Annotated in this window: 21 protein-coding genes and 9 pseudogenes; 9 read left to right on the top strand and 21 right to left on the bottom strand. The window is 60.5% G+C overall.

What is annotated here, in order from left to right; genetic code table 11:
- Nucleotides 1-209 precede the first annotated feature (209 nt).
- Nucleotides 210-551, bottom strand: coding sequence for a hypothetical protein (locus AC56QP_RS13360; protein ID WP_497100487.1), 342 nt, complete (start codon nt 549-551; stop codon nt 210-212).
- Nucleotides 552-583: 32 nt separating this feature from the next.
- Nucleotides 584-1106, bottom strand: a pseudogene (locus tag AC56QP_RS13355) (hypothetical protein); the annotation flags it as partial.
- A gap of 251 nt (nt 1107-1357) precedes the next feature.
- Here AC56QP_RS13355 and AC56QP_RS13350 point away from each other — a divergent pair.
- Nucleotides 1358-1558: a hypothetical protein gene (locus AC56QP_RS13350; protein ID WP_497100488.1), complete on the top strand. Its 201-nt coding sequence runs from the start codon at nt 1358-1360 to the stop codon at nt 1556-1558.
- Nucleotide 1559: 1 nt separating this feature from the next.
- On the opposite strand, the gene AC56QP_RS13345 is transcribed toward AC56QP_RS13350, so the two are convergent.
- Nucleotides 1560-1946, bottom strand: a complete 387-nt coding sequence (locus AC56QP_RS13345; protein ID WP_497100489.1) for a hypothetical protein — start codon at nt 1944-1946, stop codon at nt 1560-1562.
- A 125-nt stretch (nt 1947-2071) separates the two neighbouring features.
- Between AC56QP_RS13345 and AC56QP_RS13340 the strand changes: the two genes are divergently transcribed.
- Nucleotides 2072-2602, top strand: a complete 531-nt coding sequence (locus tag AC56QP_RS13340) for a T4SS efffector SepA family protein (protein ID WP_497100490.1) — start codon at nt 2072-2074, stop codon at nt 2600-2602.
- A gap of 156 nt (nt 2603-2758) precedes the next feature.
- Here the strand turns inward: AC56QP_RS13340 and AC56QP_RS13335 are convergent.
- Nucleotides 2759-3379: pseudogene (locus tag AC56QP_RS13335) on the bottom strand (TCP-1/cpn60 chaperonin family protein); the annotation flags it as partial.
- A gap of 84 nt (nt 3380-3463) precedes the next feature.
- Here AC56QP_RS13335 and tnpA point away from each other — a divergent pair.
- The 3 genes and pseudogenes from tnpA to tnpC (AC56QP_RS13320) all read left to right on the top strand — a co-directional run bounded on the left by tnpA (nt 3464) and on the right by tnpC (AC56QP_RS13320) (nt 5887).
- On the top strand, nt 3464-3928 hold the full coding sequence (tnpA, locus tag AC56QP_RS13330) for an IS66-like element accessory protein TnpA (protein ID WP_258599064.1): 465 nt from the start codon (nt 3464-3466) through the stop codon (nt 3926-3928).
- Complete coding sequence (gene tnpB, locus AC56QP_RS13325; protein ID WP_258580693.1) at nt 3909-4262, top strand: IS66 family insertion sequence element accessory protein TnpB; 354 nt, start codon at nt 3909-3911, stop codon at nt 4260-4262. Before tnpA ends, tnpB begins: the two co-directional genes overlap by 20 nt.
- A 54-nt stretch (nt 4263-4316) precedes the next feature.
- Nucleotides 4317-5887 (top strand): annotated as a pseudogene (tnpC, locus tag AC56QP_RS13320) (IS66 family transposase).
- Nucleotides 5888-5952: 65 nt separating this feature from the next.
- Here the strand turns inward: tnpC (AC56QP_RS13320) and groEL are convergent.
- The 3 genes and pseudogenes from groEL to AC56QP_RS13305 all read right to left on the bottom strand — a co-directional run.
- A pseudogene (gene groEL, locus AC56QP_RS13315) lies at nt 5953-7009 on the bottom strand (chaperonin GroEL); the annotation flags it as partial.
- Nucleotides 7010-7072: 63 nt separating this feature from the next.
- Entirely contained in the window at nt 7073-7369 is a 297-nt protein-coding gene (gene groES, locus AC56QP_RS13310) for a co-chaperone GroES (RefSeq protein ID WP_489859639.1), read from the bottom strand.
- 410 nt (nt 7370-7779) lie between these two features.
- On the bottom strand, nt 7780-8907 hold the full coding sequence (locus AC56QP_RS13305; protein WP_497100491.1) for a TlpA disulfide reductase family protein: 1128 nt from the start codon (nt 8905-8907) through the stop codon (nt 7780-7782).
- Nucleotides 8908-9152: 245 nt separating this feature from the next.
- Between AC56QP_RS13305 and AC56QP_RS13300 the strand changes: the two genes are divergently transcribed.
- Nucleotides 9153-9566, top strand: a complete 414-nt coding sequence (locus AC56QP_RS13300) for a hypothetical protein (protein WP_497100492.1) — start codon at nt 9153-9155, stop codon at nt 9564-9566.
- 279 nt (nt 9567-9845) lie between these two features.
- On the opposite strand, the gene AC56QP_RS13295 is transcribed toward AC56QP_RS13300, so the two are convergent.
- Both AC56QP_RS13295 and AC56QP_RS13290 read right to left on the bottom strand, forming a co-directional pair.
- Complete coding sequence (locus AC56QP_RS13295; protein ID WP_497100493.1) at nt 9846-10007, bottom strand: hypothetical protein; 162 nt, start codon at nt 10005-10007, stop codon at nt 9846-9848.
- 41 nt (nt 10008-10048) lie between these two features.
- The gene (locus AC56QP_RS13290; protein ID WP_497100494.1) at nt 10049-10378 is read right to left on the bottom strand and encodes a relaxase/mobilization nuclease domain-containing protein; all 330 of its coding nucleotides are present in this window, start codon (nt 10376-10378) and stop codon (nt 10049-10051) included.
- 958 nt (nt 10379-11336) lie between these two features.
- On the opposite strand from AC56QP_RS13290, the gene AC56QP_RS13285 reads away from it, so the two are divergent.
- Nucleotides 11337-11564 (top strand): hypothetical protein, encoded by a 228-nt coding sequence (locus tag AC56QP_RS13285; protein WP_497100495.1) that lies wholly within the window; start codon nt 11337-11339, stop codon nt 11562-11564.
- Nucleotides 11565-11866: 302 nt separating this feature from the next.
- On the opposite strand, the pseudogene AC56QP_RS13280 reads toward AC56QP_RS13285, so the two are convergent.
- Nucleotides 11867-12749, bottom strand: a pseudogene (locus AC56QP_RS13280) (aldose 1-epimerase family protein).
- A 79-nt stretch (nt 12750-12828) separates the two neighbouring features.
- Here AC56QP_RS13280 and AC56QP_RS13275 point away from each other — a divergent pair.
- Nucleotides 12829-13032: a hypothetical protein gene (locus tag AC56QP_RS13275; protein ID WP_497100496.1), complete on the top strand. Its 204-nt coding sequence runs from the start codon at nt 12829-12831 to the stop codon at nt 13030-13032.
- Between the two features lie 4 nt (nt 13033-13036).
- On the opposite strand, the pseudogene AC56QP_RS13270 reads toward AC56QP_RS13275, so the two are convergent.
- Nucleotides 13037-13242 (bottom strand): annotated as a pseudogene (locus AC56QP_RS13270) (hypothetical protein); the annotation flags it as partial.
- A gap of 97 nt (nt 13243-13339) precedes the next feature.
- Nucleotides 13340-13489, bottom strand: coding sequence for a hypothetical protein (locus AC56QP_RS13265; protein ID WP_497100497.1), 150 nt, complete (start codon nt 13487-13489; stop codon nt 13340-13342).
- Here AC56QP_RS13265 and AC56QP_RS13260 point away from each other — a divergent pair.
- Entirely contained in the window at nt 13479-13757 is a 279-nt protein-coding gene (locus tag AC56QP_RS13260) for a hypothetical protein (RefSeq protein ID WP_497100498.1), read from the top strand. The genes AC56QP_RS13265 and AC56QP_RS13260 overlap by 11 nt on opposite strands.
- Before the next feature lie 49 nt (nt 13758-13806).
- On the opposite strand, the gene AC56QP_RS13255 is transcribed toward AC56QP_RS13260, so the two are convergent.
- From AC56QP_RS13255 to tnpC (AC56QP_RS13215), 9 genes and pseudogenes are all read right to left on the bottom strand, one after another.
- On the bottom strand, nt 13807-14814 hold the full coding sequence (locus AC56QP_RS13255; protein ID WP_497100499.1) for a helix-turn-helix transcriptional regulator: 1008 nt from the start codon (nt 14812-14814) through the stop codon (nt 13807-13809).
- Entirely contained in the window at nt 14790-15659 is an 870-nt protein-coding gene (locus AC56QP_RS13250) for a HipA domain-containing protein (RefSeq protein ID WP_497101048.1), read from the bottom strand. The genes AC56QP_RS13255 and AC56QP_RS13250 overlap by 25 nt, the downstream gene beginning before the upstream one ends.
- A gap of 48 nt (nt 15660-15707) precedes the next feature.
- A pseudogene (locus tag AC56QP_RS13245) lies at nt 15708-15899 on the bottom strand (HipA N-terminal domain-containing protein); the annotation flags it as partial.
- 242 nt (nt 15900-16141) lie between these two features.
- Nucleotides 16142-16656 (bottom strand): annotated as a pseudogene (locus AC56QP_RS13240) (MocR-like pyridoxine biosynthesis transcription factor PdxR); the annotation flags it as partial.
- A 107-nt stretch (nt 16657-16763) separates the two neighbouring features.
- Nucleotides 16764-16985: a hypothetical protein gene (locus AC56QP_RS13235; protein WP_183459435.1), complete on the bottom strand. Its 222-nt coding sequence runs from the start codon at nt 16983-16985 to the stop codon at nt 16764-16766.
- A complete protein-coding gene (gene istB, locus AC56QP_RS13230; protein WP_210308052.1) occupies nt 16982-17758 on the bottom strand; it encodes an IS21-like element helper ATPase IstB in 777 nt (258 codons plus the stop codon). Before istB ends, AC56QP_RS13235 begins: the two co-directional genes overlap by 4 nt.
- Nucleotides 17748-19247, bottom strand: coding sequence for an IS21 family transposase (gene istA, locus AC56QP_RS13225; RefSeq protein ID WP_497100500.1), 1500 nt, complete (start codon nt 19245-19247; stop codon nt 17748-17750). Before istA ends, istB begins: the two co-directional genes overlap by 11 nt.
- A gap of 921 nt (nt 19248-20168) precedes the next feature.
- Nucleotides 20169-22076 carry a DDE-type integrase/transposase/recombinase gene (locus AC56QP_RS13220; RefSeq protein ID WP_489859614.1) on the bottom strand — a complete coding sequence of 636 codons (1908 nt, stop codon included), beginning with the start codon at nt 22074-22076 and terminating at the stop codon, nt 20169-20171.
- A gap of 116 nt (nt 22077-22192) precedes the next feature.
- Nucleotides 22193-23098: pseudogene (gene tnpC / locus AC56QP_RS13215) on the bottom strand (IS66 family transposase); the annotation flags it as partial.
- Nucleotides 23099-23142 lie beyond the last annotated feature (44 nt).

Genomic DNA, 23142 nt, shown 5'->3' with positions numbered 1-23142 from the left:
CTGCCGGGCATGCGTCTTCAAACCTACTCGCGTTTCAGGACTTCAAATTATAGGGTGGCGCAATGACGCGGGCGACCCAATCCGGCTCATGCGACGTCACCTAAAGGTTTAGGCCCGAGGTTACTCTGTCATAAATGGTCGATGTTAACCAAGATGTTACATGGGCCTCGCGGCAGGGCGTTAGGTCACCTCAGGGCATACCCTGACGTTCAATCAGAGACAGTTGTGCTAGCACTGCCATTTTCCTTCGATGCAGCCGTGCCGTACACAACGATATCCGGCTTTTCACGCCATGCGAGGCTTCGATACTGTGGTGCCCGAACATCCAGGTTGAAAACGGCCATGCGCATGCCATCCGAGACCATTCGGATTGTCTGAGAAATCAGAACGGCGGCAGCCACCATTCCAACGAACGGGCCCCCCACAGCCACTTTCGCCAACATGGTGAGACCGCACTCGTCAAGGGTGCCTCTATCACGTAGATCGACGTATGCAGCCGGCCTTTTGTCGTCATCACGAACGTAGTTCTCTCCCCTTGCTCGTCTGCCCATATCTCCAAAGCCTTGATCGGTGCCGGAAAGCTGTGCGTCCTGATCAGACGGAAATCTTCAACGCCGCTTCCAAGGCCCGCCTCAAACACGGTCGCAAAACCTGCCCCTTCGAGGATTGCCCGCGCCTGCGGATTATCAACGCCACACAGCCCAGCAGCGGTTCATCGTGAGCGATGCGAAAATCAGCGGCAAACCTTCGCTCGATCAGCTTGGTGCGGAAGCCGCGAGCTTCGGCCCAATCAGCACCGATCCGCGTCTTCAACCTACCTTCGTCGGTCGCAAAGGTAAGCACTGATGTACTTTGGGTTGACCGTCCAGCCAGTCGACGTCCTGAAGAAACATCCGGACATCGGCCGAGTCGGCGAATGGCAACAGTCCTATCGTCCAGAGGAAAGCCTGGCCGAGATGGCCCAAACCAATAAGCCAAAAGTCGGATGGGAATTTGGTCGCAGCAGGCCCGTCCGACGCCGGCGATTTCCAGTCGGCCAAGGCCGCTTGGTCCCACAGCGACCTGCGGTCGCCAGATCGAGATACGTTTGCACGGGCCCGGTGCACATAATGCCCGGCACGGGCTCGATGGCATCCCGGAAAACGCCGATGTCCTTGGGCAATGTGACCAGCACATTTTCACCTTTGGATGCCGAAGACAGCTTCATTGCATCGGTCAGCCGTGCGAGCCCGTCGTCGTCGGCATAAAGTACTGCGTGCCACTTCGCCCGTATGGCGACAACCATTGCGCTGCCGAGAATGACGCGAGGATCGCTAGTCCGGCTTCCGTCCTCGCGCTAAGGGCGGACATTACCGACATGGCCCAGGCTGACCGCCGAAGCTTCGGCGAGTTTAGCAACGCGCCATGGCCTGTCCGGATTTCGCAGCAACGAGCGCAGCACCTGGGCAGATTTGGGTTTGAAAAAGGATTTGAGTTCCCTTCGTTCCGCGCTTGGCTTGCTTTCGACATGCCGCTCTATGAAGATGCCATCAAAGATGATGTTGGCGTTGCCAGCTAGATCAAGAAATCCCACCTGGTAGTCGCGGCACAACGCCTGAGCCTCTGAGAGAGAGGTACGGCGCGACAAAGATCGGTATTGCACTCCCATCGAAATGGGCAGCGTAGTTACGCAGTTGGAGCAATCCCATACGAACATAGCGGGGCTGGCCGCTCGACGTGACCTCACAGACCAGCGTATGCCGGCGATCAGCAACGACCACATGCGCCAGGATATCGACGCCGCGGTCGGGGCCGCCGACGGGCTCGATCTGGATATGGTCGATGACAAGCGCCGGCACGCGCTGTAGAAGCGCGGCGAGCGCGCCTGCCGCCTGCTGTTCCAGGTTTTTCATCGATTCAGAAGTTTTCAACATTTGTTGAAAATGGCATATCGCTTGAAATAGCATAAGCCATCTCGTTCAGCGAATGCTGAAAGCCGTGATTGTAGTGAAATCGGCCAGTACAATGGGATAGGTAACATTTTGCGACTTAGATATGTAACATATCGGCTATCGAAACTCGGGAGAAGCGCATGATGCCCGTAGTGAGAATAAATGCCACCTTTGCCGATCTAAAGCTCATCGCAAGTTGGTTCGGCACGAAAACGCCCGCCGATACGCTAGATCGTGTCGTGAAGGAGGCGATGGATCAGCTCGGCCTGGAGCGCGACGATGAGCCCGACGAAGCCGTTGTCCCGGAGGGAGGCGCCATGCAGTTCGACGTGGCGCCCGGTCTGGCTTTCAAGAAGCCGTTGTCGGCGACGATCAATGGGAAGGCGGTGCCGAGCCCGAGGTGGTCGTCCATCCTGCTGACAATGGTCGCCCAACTGAAGGCAAAGGGATTGGAGGGCGACAAGCTTACTCGCGAGTTGGGAGTTCCAGCCAAGGCCGTTCAGTTTGAGGATGAGGGATTCAAATACCATCCGTACCTGGGCATTTCGGTGCAGGGCCAGTCGGCTTCCGGTGCATGGAAAGAGGTCGAACGCCTTGCCAAGAAGTGGCACATTCCGGTCACGGTCGAGTTTTGGTGGCGCCAGAATCCAAAAGCTCCGCAGCGCGTTTGACGGCGACGGCTTTCGTCTGCGCGGGGGCGGTCTGCTCCGTCGTCACAGGTGAAACATGCATCATCGTCCTTCCTCCGTTCTTGCCTCCGGCTTGGCTCCGCGTCACAGAAAGGCGGCATCACTGCCGCCCATCGAGATTGTTGAGGTGCGTGGACCTTAAAAATCCATACCGCCCATACCGCCCATGCCACCCATGCCGCCGCCGCCCATGCCGCCAGGCATGCCGCCGCCAGCCGACTCCTTCTTCGGAGCCTCCGCGATCATGGCTTCGGTGGTGACGAGCAGGCCGGCGACCGAGGCCGCGTCCTGGAGAGCCGTGCGAACGACCTTGACCGGATCGACGATACCCATGGCGATCATGTCGCCATACTCGCCGGTCTGGGCGTTGTAGCCGAAGGTCGCGCCCTTGTTCTCGAGGATCTTGCCGGCAACGATCGATGCTTCCGCACCGGCGTTCGACGCGATCTGGCGGGCCGGAGCCTGCAGCGCGCGGCGCACGATGTTGATGCCAGCAGCCTGATCGGCATTGACGCCGGTGGCCTTGATGTTGGCCGAAGCGCGCAGCAGGGCGACGCCGCCGCCTGCAACGATGCCTTCTTCCACGGCCGCGCGGGTCGCGTTGAGGGCGTCATCGACGCGGTCCTTCTTTTCCTTGACTTCGACTTCCGTCGCACCGCCGACGCGGATCACCGCAACGCCGCCCGCCAGCTTGGCGAGACGTTCCTGCAGCTTCTCCTTGTCGTAGTCCGACGTGGTCTCCTCGATCTGCTGCTTGATCGTAAGCGCGAATTTCTCCGCACCTTTTTCCATTGAGCGTGTTTTGGCATGAAGTGTCCACTTAACGGAGGTGGACACCAAGTGATTGAGGACGATGAACAGAAACTGCTGGTGAGGCGGATTTTGCGCAACGGCCGCCGGCGGTACGACCCGGCGTCGAAAGAGCGGCTAGTTGCGGCCTGCCTTGAGCCTGGCGTGTCGGTATCGCGACTTGCGCTTGAACATGGGATCAATGCCAACCTTCTTCGGAAATGGATAAAGACGACCAAAGACGCCGGTGCTTTGCCGCCACCTGCACCGTCTGCGTTCATTCCAGTTCAAGTCACCGCTGCGGACCACAGCCTGCCTATGCAGAGCAATTCGGTGGACAGGCCTGCTGCGCGTGGTGAAGAGCGGCTGTCGAAGTCGGAAAGCATGGGCTCATCGCCACTCCCAGCCAAGGTGAGCGCGTCTTTGCCGAACGGCGTGAAGCTGGTGCTGGAATGCGGTGATGTAGACGCGTTGACGGCGATCATTGGAGCTCTGGGCCATGTTCAGACTGGGCGCTGATCTCAACGTCTACCTGCACCGCGAGCCGATCGATTTTAGGGCCGGCATCAACAGCCTTGCGGTCCTGGTTCAGGAGGTGATGGAGCTTGACCCATTTGCGCCTGCGGTCTTTGCATTTTGCAATCGCCGCCGCGACCGGATGAAACTCTTGTTCTTCGACCGGTCCGGCTTCGTGCTGGTTCTGAAGCGGCTGACCGAAGACAGGTTCCGATGGCCACGCCGGGAGACGGCGGTGGTTACGCTGACGACCGAGCAGCTCCATTGGATTCTCGACGGCATCGACATCGATGCAATGGTGCGCCATCCGGTGCGGCAATATCAGGTTGCGGGCTGACGGCTCCCGAATTGTGCGGTTGACGCGTCGGTGCGGTTCAGATTCAAAACTACGATGAATCGACCTGGCGAACCGACTGTTGAGGAGTTGATGGCGCGCATTGCTGTGCTGCAGGCGGAGAACCGTCAGCTCGCAGAACGCGTGGTTAAGCTCGAGGAAGAGTTGGCGCTGGCGCGCTCACATCGTTTTGCGCCCAAGAGCGAAAAGCACGTTGATCGCCTCTTCAATGAAGCCGAACAGGTTGCCGATGAAGACGACGCGGGCAGCGAAGATGGCAATGTCATCGACCTGCCGGACACCGGCTTTCCGTCCACCGAAAAGCCGGAGGCAAAGAAGCGTGGCCGCAAGGCCCTGCCGGAACACCTGCCGCGCGAGCGCGTCGAGTATGACCTTCCCGAAGATCAGAAGGCCTGTCCTTGCTGTCGTCACCGGATGCACCACATGGGCGAGGCCATTACCGAGCAGCTTCATATCGAGGTGAAGGCGAAGGTCCTGCAGAATGTGCGCTTCAAGTATGCCTGCCGCCATTGCGACCGCACCGGCATCAATACGCCGGTCGTGATCGCGCCGATGCCCGCGCAGCCCTTGCCGGGCAGCATCGCCACGGCCTCGACACTGGCATTTGCTCTTGTTCACAAGTACGTCGACGGCACGCCGCTCTACCGCTTGAGCCAGGCATTCGAGCGAGTCGGCGTGCCCGTCAGCCGCGGCGCTCTGGGGCATTGGGTGATCGGATCGAGCGAGAAGCATCTCTCCCGCATCTATGACGCACTGAAGCTGCGGCTCAGGTCTCAAGCACTCATCCATGGCGACGAGACCACCGTCCAGGTCCTGAAGGAAAAGGACAGGGAGGCCACCAGCACATCATTTATGTGGGCATACCGGAGCGGCGAAGAGAGTAACGAGCCGATCGTGCTGCTCGATTATCAACCGGGTCGCGGCCAGATTTATCCGCAGGCCTTCCTCGGCGATTACCGCGGCATACTGATGAGCGATGGCTATACCGCATGGCGCACGCTGGCAGGGGCCACCCATGTGGGATGCATGGCCCATTCCAGACGTCGCTTCGTCGATGCCCTCAAGGCAAGAAAGAAGGGGGCGGTCCGCCGGAGCAGGCGCTCAAGTTCTTCGAGCAGCTCTACCGGGTTGAAGGCCAAGCGCGGAACGAAAAGCCGGACAAGGGCGAAACACAAGCCGATTGCATTCGCCGCTTTCGCCAGCAACACAGCGTTCCCATCCTCAATGCTCTCAAGATATGGCTCGACGACATCGCGCCGAAGGTCTTGCCCGATAGCAAGATCGGCGACGCCGTGTCCTACACTCTGAACCAGTGGGAGTACCTGACGCGATACACAGAAGACGGCAGGATGCCGATCGACAACAACCTCCTCGAACGCGATATCAGAATCTTTGCCACCGGCAGAAAATCCTGGCTGTTCAGCGATACCGTGGATGGAGCCAGGGCCAGCGCCGTCATATACAGCCTGATGCTGACCTGCCGCGCCTGTGGCGTCGAGCCCTTGGCCTACTTGCGCCACGTCCTCAGCGAATTGCCGCAGCGCGCCACAGACGCCGACATCACCGACCTGCTGCCCTTCAACTTCGCCAAAACCGCCGCTGCATGATCCGATGCAGCCGTCTGACAGCGACCCCGTCAAACGGGCCGCGTCAACGCGCATGGAAATGAGCGCTTACGCTTGATCTGGGCAACGCGGCCCTGGATCTCGGCCTTCTTTCCGGCGCCGTCGACGATGGTGGTGTTCTCCTTGGAGATCGACACCTTCTTGGCGCGGCCGAGCATGTTGAGGCCGACGTTCTCGAGCTTGATGCCGAGGTCTTCGGAAATGACCTGGCCACCGGTGAGGATGGCGATGTCTTCCAGCATGGCCTTGCGGCGATCACCGAAGCCCGGCGCCTTGACGGCGGCGATCTTCAGGCCGCCACGCAGCTTGTTGACGACGAGCGTGGCCAGAGCCTCGCCTTCGACGTCTTCCGAGATGATGACCAGCGGCTTCGAGGTCTGCACGACAGCCTCGAGGATCGGCAGCATGGCCTGCAGGTTGGAGAGCTTCTTCTCGTGGAGAAGGATGTAGGCGTCTTCCAGATCCGCAACCATCTTGTCGGCGTTGGTGACGAAGTAGGGCGACAGGTAGCCGCGGTCGAACTGCATGCCTTCGACGACTTCGAGTTCGGTCTCGGCGGTCTTGGCCTCCTCGACCGTGATGACGCCCTCATTGCCGACCTTCTGCATCGCTTCCGCGATCATCGAGCCGACCGAAGCATCGCCATTGCCGGCGATGGTGCCGACCTGGGCAACCTCTTCCGAGGTCTTGATCTTCTTGGCGTTCTTGATCAGCGTCGCGACGACGTCGGCAACCGGCGAGGTCGATGCCGCGCTTCAGGTCCATCGGGTTCATGCCGGCGGCAACCGCCTTGTGGCCTTCCTGGACGATCGACTGCGCCAGAACGGTCGCGGTCGTGGTGCCGTCGCCGGCGATGTCGTTGGTCTTCGAAGCAACTTCGCGGACCATCTGTGCGCCCATGTTCTCGAACTTGTCTTCAAGCTCGATTTCCTTGGCGACGGTGACGCCGTCCTTGGTGATGCGCGGGGCGCCGAACGACTTGTCGATGACGACGTTGCGGCCCTTGGGGCCGAGCGTGACCTTCACCGCGTCGGCGAGGATGTTGACGCCGCGCAGCATGCGCTCGCGGGCGTCGCGGGAGAATTTTACGTCTTTGGCAGCCATGTTTTAGCTCCTGGCAGGGGCTTGGATTGAGCCCGAAAGTTCAGTTGACGGTGAGGCCGAGATTCAGCCGATGATGCCCATGATGTCGGATTCCTTCATGATCAGAAGGTCTTCGCCATTGAGCTTGACTTCGGTGCCCGACCACTTGCCGAACAGGATGCGGTCGCCAGCCTTGACGTCCAGCGGGACGAGCTTGCCGGCTTCGTCGCGGGCGCCGGAACCAACGGCGATGATCTCGCCTTCCTGCGGCTTTTCCTTCGCCGTATCCGGGATGATGATCCCGCCGGCGGTCTTGGATTCGGATTCGACGCGGCGAACGACCACGCGGTCATGCAGCGGCCGGAAATTCAAGTTTGCCATTTTGGGATGTTCCTGGTGCGGAGGTTGGACGGCTGTCCGTTGCCGGAGCGTGCGAGTGCTATCGTGGCGCTGAGATAGGCGGTCGGCTGCGTCCCCCGTCTTCCCGGCCTTTGTGAGCAGGTGGATCGGTGGGCAGCGCCCGAGCTGGCTGAGTAACCTTCTTCATGTTGCCAAGCCTTACTCCAGTGCCATCTTTGACGGGTCCGGGAGACCCGCAGCGGCAGTATGTTTTGGTGAGGTGATCAGGGAACGTCTTCTCCTTAGTCGGTCACGTGTTTTCGGATGACGGCGAGGCTGGGCTGGACGCCTGGGCCGGCTATTTGCACAACCACGCCAGGGAAGTGGACGAATTGACCACTAAGGCATTTCGACTCTCGCCCCTTCTTTGGTTTCCTCCTTGGCCGCCCCTTTCAGCTTTTGGGAGAGTCCTTTTGCGGAGCCACACAGAGAGCGCCGTGACAAACCTTCTCACCCTTGTAGTTGGCCAGAGCCTGCAGCAACTCCGGTAGAAGGTGCTGTTTCAGTTCGTTCGAGATAGGCTCCGGACCCTCCAGCGCTTTCAGTGCCTGCTCGACCAACTCGATGGCGCGTGCTTTGTTGCCGCTCTCATGATAGTACTGAGCGACCATCGGATAAGACACGAACTTATAGCCGTCGCCTTGTGGCAGTGCCACGATGTGTTTGGACAGCTCTTCGCCCATCGCGAAGCGCTCAGCAGACGGAAAGCCGGAATAATCAAAGCCCGGCGTGAAGAGTTGATCTAGCGCCTCAATCATCCAATGTTCGGAGTTTCTATCGATCGCATCGCGAACGAATTGGCGCATTGCGGGCAAGCCGGCCTCCATGTCGCGCATTTTGTGAAGCAACAGAGTCACCTGAGACTGGCGGAAATTGAGGTTGTCGGGCAACAAGGTGATGCCCTCTTCGATCGCCGAGAGCGCCGTCTTCCAATCCCCTTTCTCCACCGCCGCCTGAAATTTGTCCCTGATCGGCTTCTTCAGCGCTCGTTCGCGCGCTTCGGTTTCGCCTTTCGCGATCCGCTTGGTCGCGACGGCTTTCGCTTGATCGCTGGTGCGCCAGCTGCCGTTGAGCACCCTCGGCAAAACCTCATCGAGTTCCGTCGGTTCACCAATAAAGGCGATGTGGCCGTCTCGGTCGACCACGAAACTGGTGGGAATCGTGAAAGAAAAGCTGGGCTCCATCCAAAGCTTGTCCATTTCGCCTGAGGAGTCGAACGCCATCCGATAGTTCAGATTCGGGAACTTTTCGGTCAACCACGCGTCCAGATTGCTTCGGGCCTCATCGGCCGTGGGAGCGCGTTCATATGCCGCGACTGCGACGATCTCAACGCCACTCTCCCTGTATTTCTCCTGCAGCTGCATAAGATGGGGCATCGCGTCCACACATGGGCCGCACGTAGTTCTCCAAAATTCGACGATGTACAGTTTTCCGGGCTCGAAGCTGGTGAGCGGCTCGCCACGCAGCCAGGTCTCGACTTTAATCGAAGGAGCCGGGGACTCGATCCATAATTCCGCCAATGTAGGTCTCCAGAGCTTGCTTTCTGCGCGAGCTTGTTCCCGCTCAGAGACGGCACACGGATTCAGGAGAGAGCATCGCTCGTCTTGCCCATCGCGTGCAGTCGCCCTTAAGAGCGCAAAAGCTGTGCCAGCGCGCTCAGCGCGCAGTAACCCCATGAATATGCTTTGAAAAGCCTCCGCAGTGCCCGGATGGCGGTTGTAAAGAACCTGACAAGTTTCTGCCTCTGTCAGGTTTTGGACACGCATTGCCCGTTGCTTTCGCGCTGCCAGAAAAGCGTGGTCCCATCCGCACGATCCTGAAGCGCCAAACCGTGAGAACCCGTGCGACACCGCCGCATCACGTCGTGTCATGCATCGAGGCCAAGCGCCTGGGCGTTGAGTTCGCCGCACGCCAGAACATCATCGACGAGACGTTCAAGCTCGGCCCGGGAGCGGAAAACGGCGCGAGGCTTTGGCCTTGGTCGGGACGGCCGAACGGCAATGTCCCCGAGTGGGTCAAGGCGCAGAAGACGATCATCACACCCGGCGAGCCGAAAGTGTCGCCGCACGCCATCATCGAAGGCAGCATACATGCAGGCCCAGACGTATCGCTGGGCGATCTGAAGGAGTGGCATACGTTGCGCGCCTGGTGCAGAAATTGCTCGCTTCTGCCGAAGTAAGGTCGGCCGCGCTAATCCGCCGGTATGGCAAAGGCGCGCTATTCAGTACGGTCGAGAGGGCGCTCGGTTGCCCGCGAATTGGACCGGCTCATCACTGGTCAGCGACAATGCCAGTGAGTTCATCTCGAACGCCATCCTCTCCCGGCGAGTCAGAACCGGTCGAATGGCATTACATTGCGCACGGCGCGCGTCGCCATCGCCCTGGGCGCGCGACTGCAACACCGCGCGGCCGCACTCCCAAATCGCCTGGCCAGACACCGGCCGAGTTCGCCACCACCTTCAATCCGCGACCGTCGCTCGCGCTGCCCTATGCGAAAGGCTCTGCGCCAGCGCCCGTCGCTCCACCCGCCCTGTCGCGAGCACATAGTCCCTAGCTTCGAGCGCCCGGACAAACGAGCGCGCATTGTCGCTCTGCCGGAAGGCCTGCGTGATCATGATCATACGCTCTTCCTTCGAGAGCCCGGTCAGGGCTCCTGCCGGCTCTAATAAAAAGACTGCGGGCGGCGCTTATCATCGGAACGATCACGCTTGTACCCGTCCGGCAGATGAAGGCCATGATCGCGCGCGAACTCGCGGCTGACCATCATGAGCTTTTCATGATCGAAAGCGAGATGGACCGCCTTCTCGCTCTGCCAGTCGATGCATGACCAGACGATGTGGCAGTGCTCGCGGCCGTCCTTGCGCGCGTATACGGTTTGTGAGCCGTCAGGCCGGCCGCCGTGCGCGCCGCTCGCGAGGGGCCGGGGAGCGCCATCCGGCGCAAGCCACTCGATGCTGGACGGTCCGATATCATTGTTCTGGACGCCAATCACTGTTCCATTCCAGGGAGTACGAGAAGATGTCGAAGAAGAAGGGCGGCACAGCCCGCCTACAATCGGAGCCAAGTCATTTGCGGTTTTTCCGCTTCTTTCACTGGAAAGGCGCACCAAGAACGGGGCATACCTCAATACAAGCGTCCGCAGCCTTCAACATACGTTGACTTGGTTTAAATCCTGGCAGCATTTGCCCCAGGATCATAGCGTTAAGGAACGGCGAACCACCCAGACGCGGATGAGTCGTGTGCCCTATCGCCAAGCTGAAATTTGAAGGGCGACCACCATAGCGGAATGCAATATTCCGTGCATTTGAGACGCCAGATACACCGCGTTTTTTTTACCGTCCGCGCTCATCTTATTTTACCTTGTCCGGCCCAAACCTTCGGAAGCTTTGGCTTCGTTGTCCGGCAACAAGGCGAGACACCCTCGTCCCGTGTTGCCGTGAACCTGACACTTTGTCTGCCGCTGTCAGTTTTTGGACACGGGATCACGGGCTTCGCGCCGCCAGAAAGCGTGGCCACCGCACGGTCCCGAAGCGCCAAGACCATGAGAGCGCGTACGCCACGCGGATGACGTAATCTGACGCATCGATGCCAGGCGCCACTGCGTTGAAGTCGCCGCAGGCCAGATGGTTTGTACGAGACGTTCAAGCTTGAGCCGGGAGCTCGAGCCGAAAGCGGCGCAAGGTTTTGGCATTGGTCGGCACGCCGGATGAGGGCGGCGCGAAGCCGGCGGCAATGGCCGCGACTATGCCACGGCCCCTATCTTCGCCCGCCCTTTGGAGCGCTCCGACGACGATGTAGTGCGCGCTCTCACCATCGCATGGCGAGACGATGGAGGCCTGATGCGCCGTGGCCCAGGCGGTCGGTAACCATCTGAATGTTGGCATGGGCGCATTGTGGCCGCCGGACGATGCCTTCTTCGATCTCCTGCGCAACAAGGATATTGCCAACGCATGCTGGCCAATGTTGCAGTCGAGCGTGTCGCGAACGGCAATTTCGCCGAGAAGGTCAACAGGCATAAGACGATCGTTGCCGGTCCGGCGAGAACGGTCGCGAGAAACTCGAGAGGCTGGCTGCCGCGCTGGATGAAATTTCCGATCGTGCTACACCATTCACAGCGGCTTCCGCGCGGCCGATCAGTGGGCCAAGGTCCGGTCGCAGTTTGCGCCGCCAACCGCTGAATGAGCGGACAGGGCAGGGCGGCGAGGATTTCCTGGCCCGTTCCTGCGACGGCTGCTTCCGCCGTCGCTTAAGTTGCATGTGCACGTATTCGCCAGCACCGAGTGCCGGAATCCGCACAAGCACGGCGCGAGAGGCTCGCGCCCATGCTCTTGACCCAGCCGCAAACACCTGAATCAATGAACAGGTCGGGCGAAGCGGCCGCTCATCATCTCGTGAAATGGCTGCTCACAATCAGCCAAATGCGCGGTCCACGTCTGCCACATTCTGAGAATGATCATTGCCACGTGTCGCCATCATGACCTTAGTCTCGGACGCGCAACGAACCCTCCAGCCTGATCCGGTAATTAAGCGACCGCTTCGCCCCCGGTGCGACCAGCATCAGGCCCGGCTTATCGATGAAGTTGCCATCGAAGTCCACAGGGCTTGCTATGCCGTGCCAGGGTTCGATGCACAGGAACGGGGCGCCGCCCGGCATTGACCAGATGCCCAGTTCTGGAAATCCCTGCCATGACAATTCGATCGCCTGCCGCGTAGCGCACGCTGGTGCTTGCGGGCCGATCCAGAATGACGGCATCGTCATCGAACAGCCGTTCGGACAGTGCAAGCGTCCTGCCTTCGATCGGCGTCGGCCGCGGTGCTGCGAGCAGGAGGCCATCCTTAAGGCGAGGAATCGGCGCCGGCTCATCATCGGCAAAGGTCAGGCGGTAGGCCTCCTTAGGTAACTCCGACAGCAACGGCCAGTTGAACGCCGGGTGCGCGCCGATGGAGGCCGGCAACAGCTCTTCGCCTGTGTTGGTGACCTCGAAGGTCACGCCGAGTTGCTGGCGTTCCAGCGTGTAAGTCACGGCCAGGCGAAAGGCGAAGGGATAGTGCGCGCGGGTGTCGGCGTCGTCGGTAAGAACCAGCGTGCAGGATCGAGGCCCCCTGTCCGCCCACACAAAAGGCTTGTCGCGCGCGAAGCCGTGCTGCGTCATCGCATAGGGCCGGCCGCGGTGACGCAGTTGATCGCCCTTTAGCCGGCCGACAATCGGAAACAGCACCGGAGAATGGCGCCGCCAGGCCGGCCCGGCCTGCCACAGAAACTCAAATCCTTGCGCATCTTGCAGCGACACCAGTTCGGCACCCTGCCCCACTATAACAGCCGAGATGCCGTCGCCATGAAGGGTTTGGCTGTCTTGTGCCACATGTCCTCGCGGGCCGCTGTTGAAGGCCGATGCTGTGGCAAACTAAGCAAAAGCTCTTTGGGACTCAAGGTGTGGCTGGGTGTTGCGCAACGAATTGTGGCCGGAGGATCCCTCCGGCTACCTCGCCCTCGCCCACAACGGCCAGTCGCTACTCGCGCTCGCCAGTGAAATTCAGCAGCAGCTGGAAGATGTTTTGAAGTGGAGAGAGCGAGAAAGCGCCGAAGACGAGCAGTGCCGGCACGATCGCGATGCCGTCGGCCTCCAATTTGTCACCGACACCTAATTGGCGCCCAGTAGCGGGCAGTGTCGCACGCCTCCATCCCAATGAACCAAGGCCCAACTGCTCGAAGAACTTCAACATCCGCTGGCGACGCAACTGTCGCCGGACGATAACATTGCCGGCGGCATCAATCGCACCAATCTGGAACACCGACTTCGCAAGGTCGATGCCAACGGTAGTGGATGTTGAATCAGCACAAAACGCAGCCGTCACATCACAATCGATTCATCGATCACAGGACGTGCTCTAGCCACCGAGTGGACCCCCATTTGCGGTTGCGCCTCGGCCAGCCTGGCACGTCGATTTTCGATCACGCTGGCTCACCGCAACGACCGAAATCGGCACGCCACGGCCGGATCGCATAGCGTTGCTCGATGAAGTTGCGGCGACGATCGGGCAGGATGGCCTCACAGGCGAGCTGCTCGTCGAGGCTGACTACGACGCTCTCCTTGAACTGCATTCTTTCCTTCATTCAAAAGAAACTCATCGGCTCGCAGCAGCACAACCTTGCCGAGTTGATCAACACATTCCTGGCGGTGGACCGGCGACATGGTTTCGCGCGCCTGCTGCGGAAGACAATCACCGTCACGGACGCTGGATATCTCTTCGAGAGAAAAAGCGTTCGTGACAAGTTCATTGCGGCAGAAGCGGAGATCCAAGATGGACCGGACACGCTCACCGGCCAATTTGCGCTGCTGCTTTTTCCCGAACTTTTCCCCAAAAAGTAGCAGTCCATTGACTGTGCTCCGGCGTGATGAGACGGGGCTTGGCTGCGATCTATCGCATCCTGCTGCTCAGAAGGCGTCCGACCTCCGCCTGGATGCGATTTGTGGTGAGACCTACAACGCCGAACCGTTCGTAGATGGCGGCCACCATAGGAAATAGAATGTCCGCAAGGCGGGAACTGATATCGGCCACGGGGACCTCGGTTTCAACCAGTACCTCGTCGCTGCGAGCAGGCCTCCCCTCAAACATAAGTTCACTGATCGGGTTCGCCCAGTTCCGCAAGAGCCGGCCGGTCAGTCCGGTATAGAGCGCACGAAACCGGACCGTGATCTGGCTTTCCGGGTCCTTCCGCATAAGACCAGCTAGTCGCTCGGCGTGAAGGAGCGCCTCGCCCATCCGCCATACAGGCAATGTCGTATCGAATACACTCGCCGGCGGAAAAGTCTCCTGACCGTCTTCCTGATAGCCACGGATCAGGAACAATCGTCCCGAGGGTACGGCACGCCAGAAGTCGCAATGCGCGGGGTCGCTACCACGCTTGATCCCGTCACTCTCCGGGGGCAGCCAAACCTCGATGGCTCCGCCGACCTTGCGTGGGGCAAGATCTTCCCGGGTCAGCATCATGAAGACCGGCCAACCAGTGTGCCTGGTGACCGCTTTGTCCAGGACCTGCTCGAACTCCGTCAGAGCAAATGACTTCAGATCACCTTCCAGGCAGTAGTCGAACCGATACCAGCCGTTTGGAAACCTGGCAGGGTTGTCGCTTCGCAAATCATTCGTGAGGGCGCGCCACCGCTCAAATGCCTCCCGCACGAACCGGTCCTGCGCACCGCCTTCGGCAGGCTCGTCCAAAAGTCCGACAACACGAAGGATGTCGAAAGCCTTTGCGAGCGTGAGGGTGTGCTCGCCCCGTTCGAACGCTGCAATGGTCGGGATGCTGACACCAGCGAGCGCTGCATGCTCGCGCTGGGTCATACGTTCTTCTTTTCGGCGGGCGAGCGCTTCATCAACGAGCGTGCGCCAGCTCAGCGGGCCTATTCCCCGAGGATTCTCAGGCATTGGTTACTCACGATCTCAGAATATCTGGTGACAAAACCGTCGGGTCCTTCGGCTGCAGGCGGCTGGATGACCGCTGAAGCTTTGGCGACCAGTCGCTTAAGCTCCTTCAGCGTCTGGTCGATGACGCGATCCGGAAGGCCAATATCGCCTCCGAAACCTCGGAACAGCTCGCCGTCGGCAGCGCCAAGGTTGACCTGCTTGCCGCGGATGGTCAGTGCCAATGTTTGATCAAAACCGTCATAGATTGCGGTATTGAGGACATCATAGGCGGGCGAGAGCCTAAGTCCCGTCGGCGTTTCCAATAGGGAGAAATTCTTGAGATGGGCGTCGCAGTTCCCGACAAGCGCAAAGGCCACCAAACGCTGAAAGAAGCGCTGAAGGTCGATGACTGCGCGCGATGAGTGCTTTTTGATGATCGTGGCCACATCTTCGTAGGCAGCATCGTATTTGCCTCCATAGTCCTGGCCGCGGGGCTTGGCGAGGATCTGCGCGCAATCTTCCTGTCGGAACTTTTCTCCCTTCGGCCCGCGGTCGAACCGGGTGACAATGAGGGCATACTCGTCACCCACCGGTGCGGATTGGAACTCGTTGACTTCTTTCGCGCCGAGCACTACGCCGGCCCACCGCAAGCTCAAGGCCTCGTTGCGGACGAGCGTCGGAATGCTTTCGGAGTTGAATTTTGCGATATAGGGAGCCGGTCCAGTTGCTCCGGCCGGGACAAAGCCATCCTTGCCGCGCACAACAAGGAGCTTCTTCTGTATCCCTGAAACCGTACGGCCAGGACTGGTCGTGGCCTCGGCGGCTGCCGCGGGAAGCTCGGAACCTTCGGGCGGGACAACGCTCACAGCACCAATGCAATCTGAACCGTATCGCAGCAGCAGGCCAAGATCGTCCTGACCGTCAACATGAGCCGCGCGTGCCTGTTGCTCGCGCAGCCAGCCCTCGGGTCCGAGATGTTGGAAAAAGGGATGTAGGCCTGACGTCCAATCATACTCGTTCCGCGTGACTGGAAAGCAGCAGGCAACATCCTCCGTCCAACCCCGCTCGTAGGCAAAGCGGGTGCCTCCGGCAGGTGTCTCTGACAACGTACCGGCAAGGTGGTCCTTGAAAAAGACCCTAGCAGAGCGCAATTCAGAAGCTATGGCTTTTCCTTTCCCGCTTTCGACGCAGGTGTCGACGATCTGCGCAACTGTGTCTTACTATATGAAGCAATCTGTTAAAAAACAAGCTATGATTTATTTTATTGCTCATAAGTGCGTAAGGTGTTGCCATGCCTTCATATCTGACAGCCAACGGCTAAAACTCCCGAGAGGAACAAACCACAACTTCAATCTGGAGAGTTCCTTCTCACCCGATCGACAGCGTCCGTGAGCAATCGAACGCCGTTCTTGATCTGGCGCGTGGTCAAGGCGGAATAGCCCATCACCAATCCAATCCGGTGGCGCGGCCTTCATCCATTTCCCGACCGTAGAGCGGCGATATTGAATGAACACCCACGCCTTCTCGTCGCGCCTCTTCAACCAGCACGTCCTCCAATGACCGACGGAGGTCCTTGAACCAGACGACGACATGCAGCCCGGCATCAGCGCCTTCGATGACGATGCGGTCTGCGAACGCGCGTCGAAGGGCGGCGAGCAGGGTCTCTCGGCGCTCGCCGTTCAGACGGCGGACGCGCCGCACATGGCTTTCATAGCCGCCGCTTTCGATGAGCATGGCCAGGGCCTCCTGCTCGGCCACCGGAGAATGCCTGTCCAGAAGCTGCTTGGCCGTCGCGAAGACGTCCTGCAATTCCGGCGGTACCACGAGGTAGCCAATGCGCAGCATTGGCGACAGCGTCTTGGTGTTGATGGCTTTTCAAAAGCGCGGCTAAACGACGACAAGAGTTTGGTGCTTGTGGACGGAACAAAAAGGCGGCCTTCGCAGGCCGCCGAGTGTCGAGGATGTGTGCTTCAGAGCGAGGACGGGGCTTTTTCGATATCGCTGTGATTGGTCGGTGTTCGTTGCTGCTCCTGGATAAGTTCCTGGAGTTGGACGCCGTAGTGCGACCAGATGCTATCGGCGAGATCGTTGAGGAGCTCGAAGACAGCGAGCGCCTGTTCGGGTGTCCATTCGGGATTGATGAGGAAGTGGATTCCACGACTGAGGCCGGACGGTTGAGGATCTGGTTTCATGCCGCGGGCACCTTTTCGCCGGAGGAGCGGCTGGTGCGTTTTTCGCGCTGTGCCTTTGATCGCTCGGCCGCTTCCTTGAAGCGATAGGAATCGCCTTCGATGGAGATCACCTCGGATCGGTGCATGAGGCGGTCGACGAGGCTGACGACGCAGGCGGCATTGGGAAAGACCTCCGACCAATCAGCGAAGGGTCTGTTGGTGGTGATGATGGTTGAGCGTTTTTCGTAGCGCCGGCTGATGAGCTCGAACAGCAGGTCCGCATGACGGTTCGAGTAGGACAGATACCCGACCTCGTCGATCGCAAGAACGTCGGCGGCGGCGTAGTGGTGAAGCCGTCGGCGCAAGGCTGCATCGCTGTCGAGGGCGGCGAGTTCGCCGAGCATCTCGCTGGCGGTTCGGAAGAGGACGGTGTGACCGCAGATGAGCGCCTGGTGAGCGACATTGCGAGCAAGTGTCGATTTCCCGACGCCGTTGGGGCCGATAAAGACGATGTTGGCGGCATCGTTCATGAAGGACAGGGTCATCAGATCCTCGACGGCGGCGCGGTCGATGCGGCGCGGCCAGTGCCAGTCATAATCGGACAGTTGCTTGAAGTGGCCGAGCCTGGCGGCACGCATGCGTCGCCGCATCGAACGGTCGGAGCGCTCCTCTTCTTCCCATTGAAGGACGGCGGCCAGCCAGTCCGCGTCAGCGATTTCGTCCCAATGGGTGATCAGGCCATTGAGGCGCAACGCCTTGGCCCGGTTGAGCAGGATGTCGGGATTATTCATCATCTTTGCCTCCAAGGGTCAGTTGGTCGTAGCTGTCGAGGCGATGCGGCCGTACCGTCGTATCCTTGCGCCGCACGTGTTCGGGCAGGCTCGTTTCGACCGGCGGCGGAGCACCACGGGCGACCCGGCGGCGTTCCAGTACGTCGCGAACCGACCTCGAATGGGAGGCGCCGGCATGCAAAGCTTCCTCGACGGCGGCCTGCAGTTCCTGCGCGCCGTACAGGTCAAGCAGTTTCAGCATCGCGTTTTTGATCGCACCGATATTGGAGCCACGCTCGGCGGCCCGGATCATCAGGGTCTGGCAGGCCGGCACGGCGCGCGTCAGGCTGTTGAGGCCGCGATGCTGGCGCGCCTCGCGCTTGATTGCGACGAGAGCCTTGAGGTGCTGAGGGTCCTCGATCTGCTGGTCACGATCATAGCTGCGACGGTGACTGGCGATCATCTTTGCGCCTTCGAAGACGCGGACCAGGCCGAGATCGGCGCGCACGCTGAGCGTGCGCCGGACATGAGCATGCGGTACCGAGTAATCGTTGAGGTCGAAGCGCACATAGGGCGTTTTGCCAACCTTGGCGGCGACCTGCTCCTCGACGGGGTATGGGTTGGCGGGCAGCGGCAGAAGCAGTGGCTGCTCTTGCGCAAACGCCTGGCGGACCGTCATCGTCCGGTCCTCGGGGCATGGCCGGTCGGCTGCCTGGTTGCGGCACCACTGTTCGGCCTGGGCATTCAGATCGTCGAGATCGGTGAACCTGCGGGCGATGAAGAATGCTTCCCTTATATGCCGTATGGCGCGCTCGACGCGGCCTTTTTCGTTGCCCCGGGCAACCGCAACAGGACGTGGCTCGAACCGATAGAAGCCGGCGAAGGCAAGCAGCGTCGGATGGAAGCGGATCGCATCGCCTTGGCGCTCGAGCACCGCACTCTTGAGATTGTCGTAGAGCAGGACCCTGGGCAGCCCGCACCATGTGTTGAACGCGCCGACGTGACCGCGCAGGAAGTTTTCCATGCGCGCGTCGAGGAAGAAGCGCAGGTAGATGTCGCGTGAGTAGGAAAGCACCATCACGAACGCCATTAGCGGCCGGCGGGCGTTGCCGATCTCGATGTGACCGAAGTGGGCCCAGTCGACCTGTCCCTGCTCGCCCGGCAATGTGCGTAGCCGCAGGAACGCCTCGGCCGGCTTGCGGGGACGGTGCAGGGCAACCAGGTGCCGAAAGTGCGTCGGCAAGCCCCGGTAGCCGCGCTCGCGCACCATCGCATAAAGGCGGCTGGCGGTCAGCGAGGGGAACTTTTCCAGCGTCTGCTCAATGAATGGAAGATACGGTTCAATGATTGAGGCTCTCTGCAGCGGCTTGTGCCGGGGCAATCCCGCCTGGGCCAGAACGCGATGTACCGTCGTGTGATGGACATGCAATTGCCTGGCGATGGTGCCGCAGCGCCACTTCTCGGCGTGATACAGGCGCAGGATCTGCGCTTCCAGTTCGGGGCTGATGGTCATGATGCGGGCTCTCCGTCTGCGTAGTCAGCTTCACGGGCATAACGAGGCCCCCGGCGACGCACGAAGCCGGTGCGAACGAACGGCGACAGTCGACAGTCGCAGCGCCGACAGCACGGCGTGGGCATGACCGATGTCGTCGCCCGCCCGACGACGTCAGCAAAAGCAGCGACGACATCGTTCGAGGGACTGACCAGTAGTGAACCGGCAGGAGATGCAGGTGGAGAATGATGCGTCACTTTATTGTGCCGAGCCCGATGTCGTCGGGCCCGGACCGCATGAGCCAGGCGTCCACGGCGGCTGCGCTGATAACGTCGCCCCGCCTCGCGCACACTCTCGCGGCGGGCAGCACGGGCGCAGTCCTGGCCGCAGTAGCGCTGTCCCCGGTCGCAGCTGCGGCAGATCGTTACCTGCGAACGGCAGCGGCCGCACAGAAAGAAGCGGCCCGTGAGCATCCGCGACGGTCCTTTCGGAGCGCCGCTGGGAGTTCGGGGAAAAGGTCGACGGAATGCGCTGACAATGCGATAATGCAGGTCGCGCACCGTCAGTGGAGCGTGACACCGAGCCCGGACTTGCCAGTTGAGATCGGTGTTACGCCGGATTGTTTCTGCGGCGCTGATTACCCGCAGATACCACAAGGCAGGCGCATGGCGGGGTACGTCGAAAGCCGCCTCAGGGCGCCTGGAGACGTGCCCCGCGTCTACCGCCTTCTCAACCTCACGTGATCAGCACCGCGCCGCAAAGGCGACCGCCCGCTACAGCGCTAGTTGAAGAGCGCGCGGGCGGCCGCCTTTGCTCTTTCCAGCGCTTCAGCTCTTGTCGTCGTTTGTCAGCGGTTTTCGACCGTCTTCGACACTTGGAGATCGTGCCTAGATTGTCGTGTTGCCTCACCTAATTTTGTTACCAGCTGCCTCACCAAGAATGTTACCCGCTCGCCAGACGTGCGGAATCTGAAGCGACATACGGCGCTAGGCTGCTGACCTCGCCGATGAGCCGCTGCACGGCTTGTTGTCGCCACGCCCTTACTCGCTTCTGCAACGTGTGAAGCTGGTGCAAGCTGTATCGTCCGGGATAACGGACCTGGAACTCGACGAGAAGTTCAAGTGCGGTCTGATCCGGACGCTCTTCAAGGCATCGTGCCATCTCTTCCCAATGGTCCTTAAAGATGTCGGGACGTCGGCCGCGCGGTTTGTCGTTGAGCCGACGATAAGTCTTTGGCCCAACGACAACACCGCGGGCGCGAGCCGCTTGGCGCCAGAGATTGACCCGTCGAACGAGTGTTTTGTACTGCTTGCGGGTAAATCGACCTGGAAACTGGACGCACAGCTCCTCGAAGAGCTGCGTGGCGTTGATGTTGGGGAATTCCTCCAATCGGCGACAAACGATCGGCCACACCATGCGGAGCGCCTGGACGCGGGCTTGGCCAGGCTCGGCGTAGACCAGCTTCGGCTTCTCCTGCATCTTCGCGGCTGTCACGGGAGGAGTGGGTGGGATCACCGGTTTGAGCGTCGGCGAGGGACTCGCAATAAGGGTTTGTGTCGAGACCTTTTGTAGACTTCGCAGGTAACGCGGTTTGGCCTCAATGGAGAAGGTCGGACGTATCTCGCCCGCATGCCAGGCGCTCGATAGGCTGGCTACGAACGCGGCCAGGTTGGGCGGTTCCGATGTCGCCGGTGGCGGTGTTTCGCCGTCAGCCAGCGCCGCCAGATAAGCCTGGACAGCTCGCATCTCCTCCAGCAGCTTCAGCGGATCGAGGTCGCCGGCGATCTCGCGCAGCTTGTTCTTGGCGGTCATCGGGATAGCCTCCGCCTGCAGGAGACGCTCGCAGGGAGTCTGCGGTGGATGATAGCGCTTAGCTACCTTCGCACCGTCACGCTGTTTGGCAGCCAGCTTGAACGAGGGCTGGAAGAAGTTCACGAACAGCCGGGATGCCGCGTAGAGGCGCGTGATCGCTCTGGCCGCCGCCAAGCCCTCGAAGCGCCGATACCCCAGGAGCTTCCGTACTACGGCGCCATTTTTCTGCTCTATCCACGCTTGGTCGTTCTTACGGTAAGGCCGCGAGCGAGTGAGTTCGATGCCGTGACCAAGGCAATATTCGATCAGCCGGTTGTTGACGAACTCGCTGCCATTATCCACATCCAGCGCTCTCAGGGCAAAGGGCAAGCCCGTGCGGATCCGATCGAGTGTCTCGACCACGAGGGTACCTTCTCGGACCACGATGGGCGCGGCCTCCGTCCATCCGCTCGCGATGTCGGTCAGAACCAGGCTGTGAACGTAGCTACCGCGGTTGACTTCCCCGCAATGAGCGACCAGGTCCATCTCCATGCTGCCGGGCAGCGGCTCGTTCCAGTCGGCAAAGGTGCGCATTTTGATGCGCCGCCGGGGCTCTGGCATAACCCTTGGCGGCTTTTTCGTACGCATGGTGCGCCTTGGCATCTGGAGCAAGCGGTCGATCGTCGCGGCGCTCATCGACAGGACCTTGTGGTGTATCTCCTCCTCGAGCTTCAAATGCCCATTGCGTTCCAGCGCCGGCAATAGAATGGGCAGCAGTGCCTTGAGGCGCTTGCCGCAAACTCGATCAGAAGCTTCCCACAGCACGATCAAGGCGGCCCGCGCGGCCTCGTCATAGAGCGACGGGCGTTGGCGGATCTGACGGTGCTTTGGCTCCGGGCGGCTGTTCAGGACACGGATTGCGGACTTTTCGTGATACCCCGTCGCCGCAATGAACTCCTCCAAGATCCGGCGCTTGTCCTTGGTCGTTGCGGCCGCATAGCGATCCCTGACCGCATTGGCCAGTTCCACACGCATGGCATGTGTCATCTTCGTCTTCATGTTGCCTCCCTGGTGGTGAAGGTACCATGGCGACATGCGCCTTCACGGGTAACATTTTAGGTGAGGCAACGAACCCGCGCGGTAACATTTTCCTTGAGGCAATGCGACAGGGTCTTCTCGCGATCGGGAGAGAAGTAGAAGAGTGCTGCAGGAGGAGCACCACCCGCGAAGGGGCGCTCATCGCGGACGTAGGTCCAGAGCCTGGCCTGCCTTGTTGCGCCTCGAGCCAGAAGCGGCACGGTCGTGTCATCGCCATGCAGCCGTTCGGCTGCCAGAACATGGACGCTGATCAGATCATGGATCGGCTGCAAGGCGGTCGCGCAAGCCCCGACCTGATCGGCCAGCGTGGAGAGGCTGAGATCGACGCCTTCCCTGGCATAACGCTCGGCCTGGCGGTTCAACGGCTGATGCTGGCCGAACTTCTCGAAGAGGATCGTAGCCAGCAGGTTCGGTCCTGCCCATCCGCGCGGTGTGGCATGGAAAGGTGCTGGTGGCTGCGAGATCTTCTCGCAATCCCGGCACGTGAACTTCTCGCGCACCGTCTGGATCACTTTCCACTGGCGAGGGATCACCTCCAGCGTCTCGGTGATGTCTTGGCCCATCTTTACGATACGAGCCGAACCGCAGCAGGTGCAGGTCGAGGGAGCCTCGATGACCAAGCGCTCGCGCGGCAAGTGTTCAGGGAACGGTTTGCGTGCCGGACGACGACGTTCGAACGCAGAAACGTTCGTGATCTTCGCCGCGGCGCGTTCTGCCGCGATCTCGTCCTCGGTGGCGTCGGCCTCGAGCTCTTCGAGTTCCAACTCCATCTGGTCGATCAGCCGGGCGCGGCGTTCCGAGCTCTGGCCATACTGCTCCCGCCGCAGTTTGGCGATCTCGAGCTTGAGGCGCCTGATCATCGCCTCGGAGGTTGTGGCGACAGCGCGCACCTGTGCGAGTTCGGCCTCGGCCGAGGCGGCACGAGCCTCCGATGCCGCAAGCGCGGCGCGCAATCTGGCAATCTCCGAAGCCGCTTCGTCCATGGCGGGAAGCTACCATGCTCCGGAGAGAAAACCTAACAAAAACA

This window comes from Mesorhizobium sp. RCAM 05104 (genome assembly GCF_059683645.1).
Note: the sequence above shows the minus strand (reverse complement) of the source record. Positions and strands in the feature narration are given on the sequence as shown.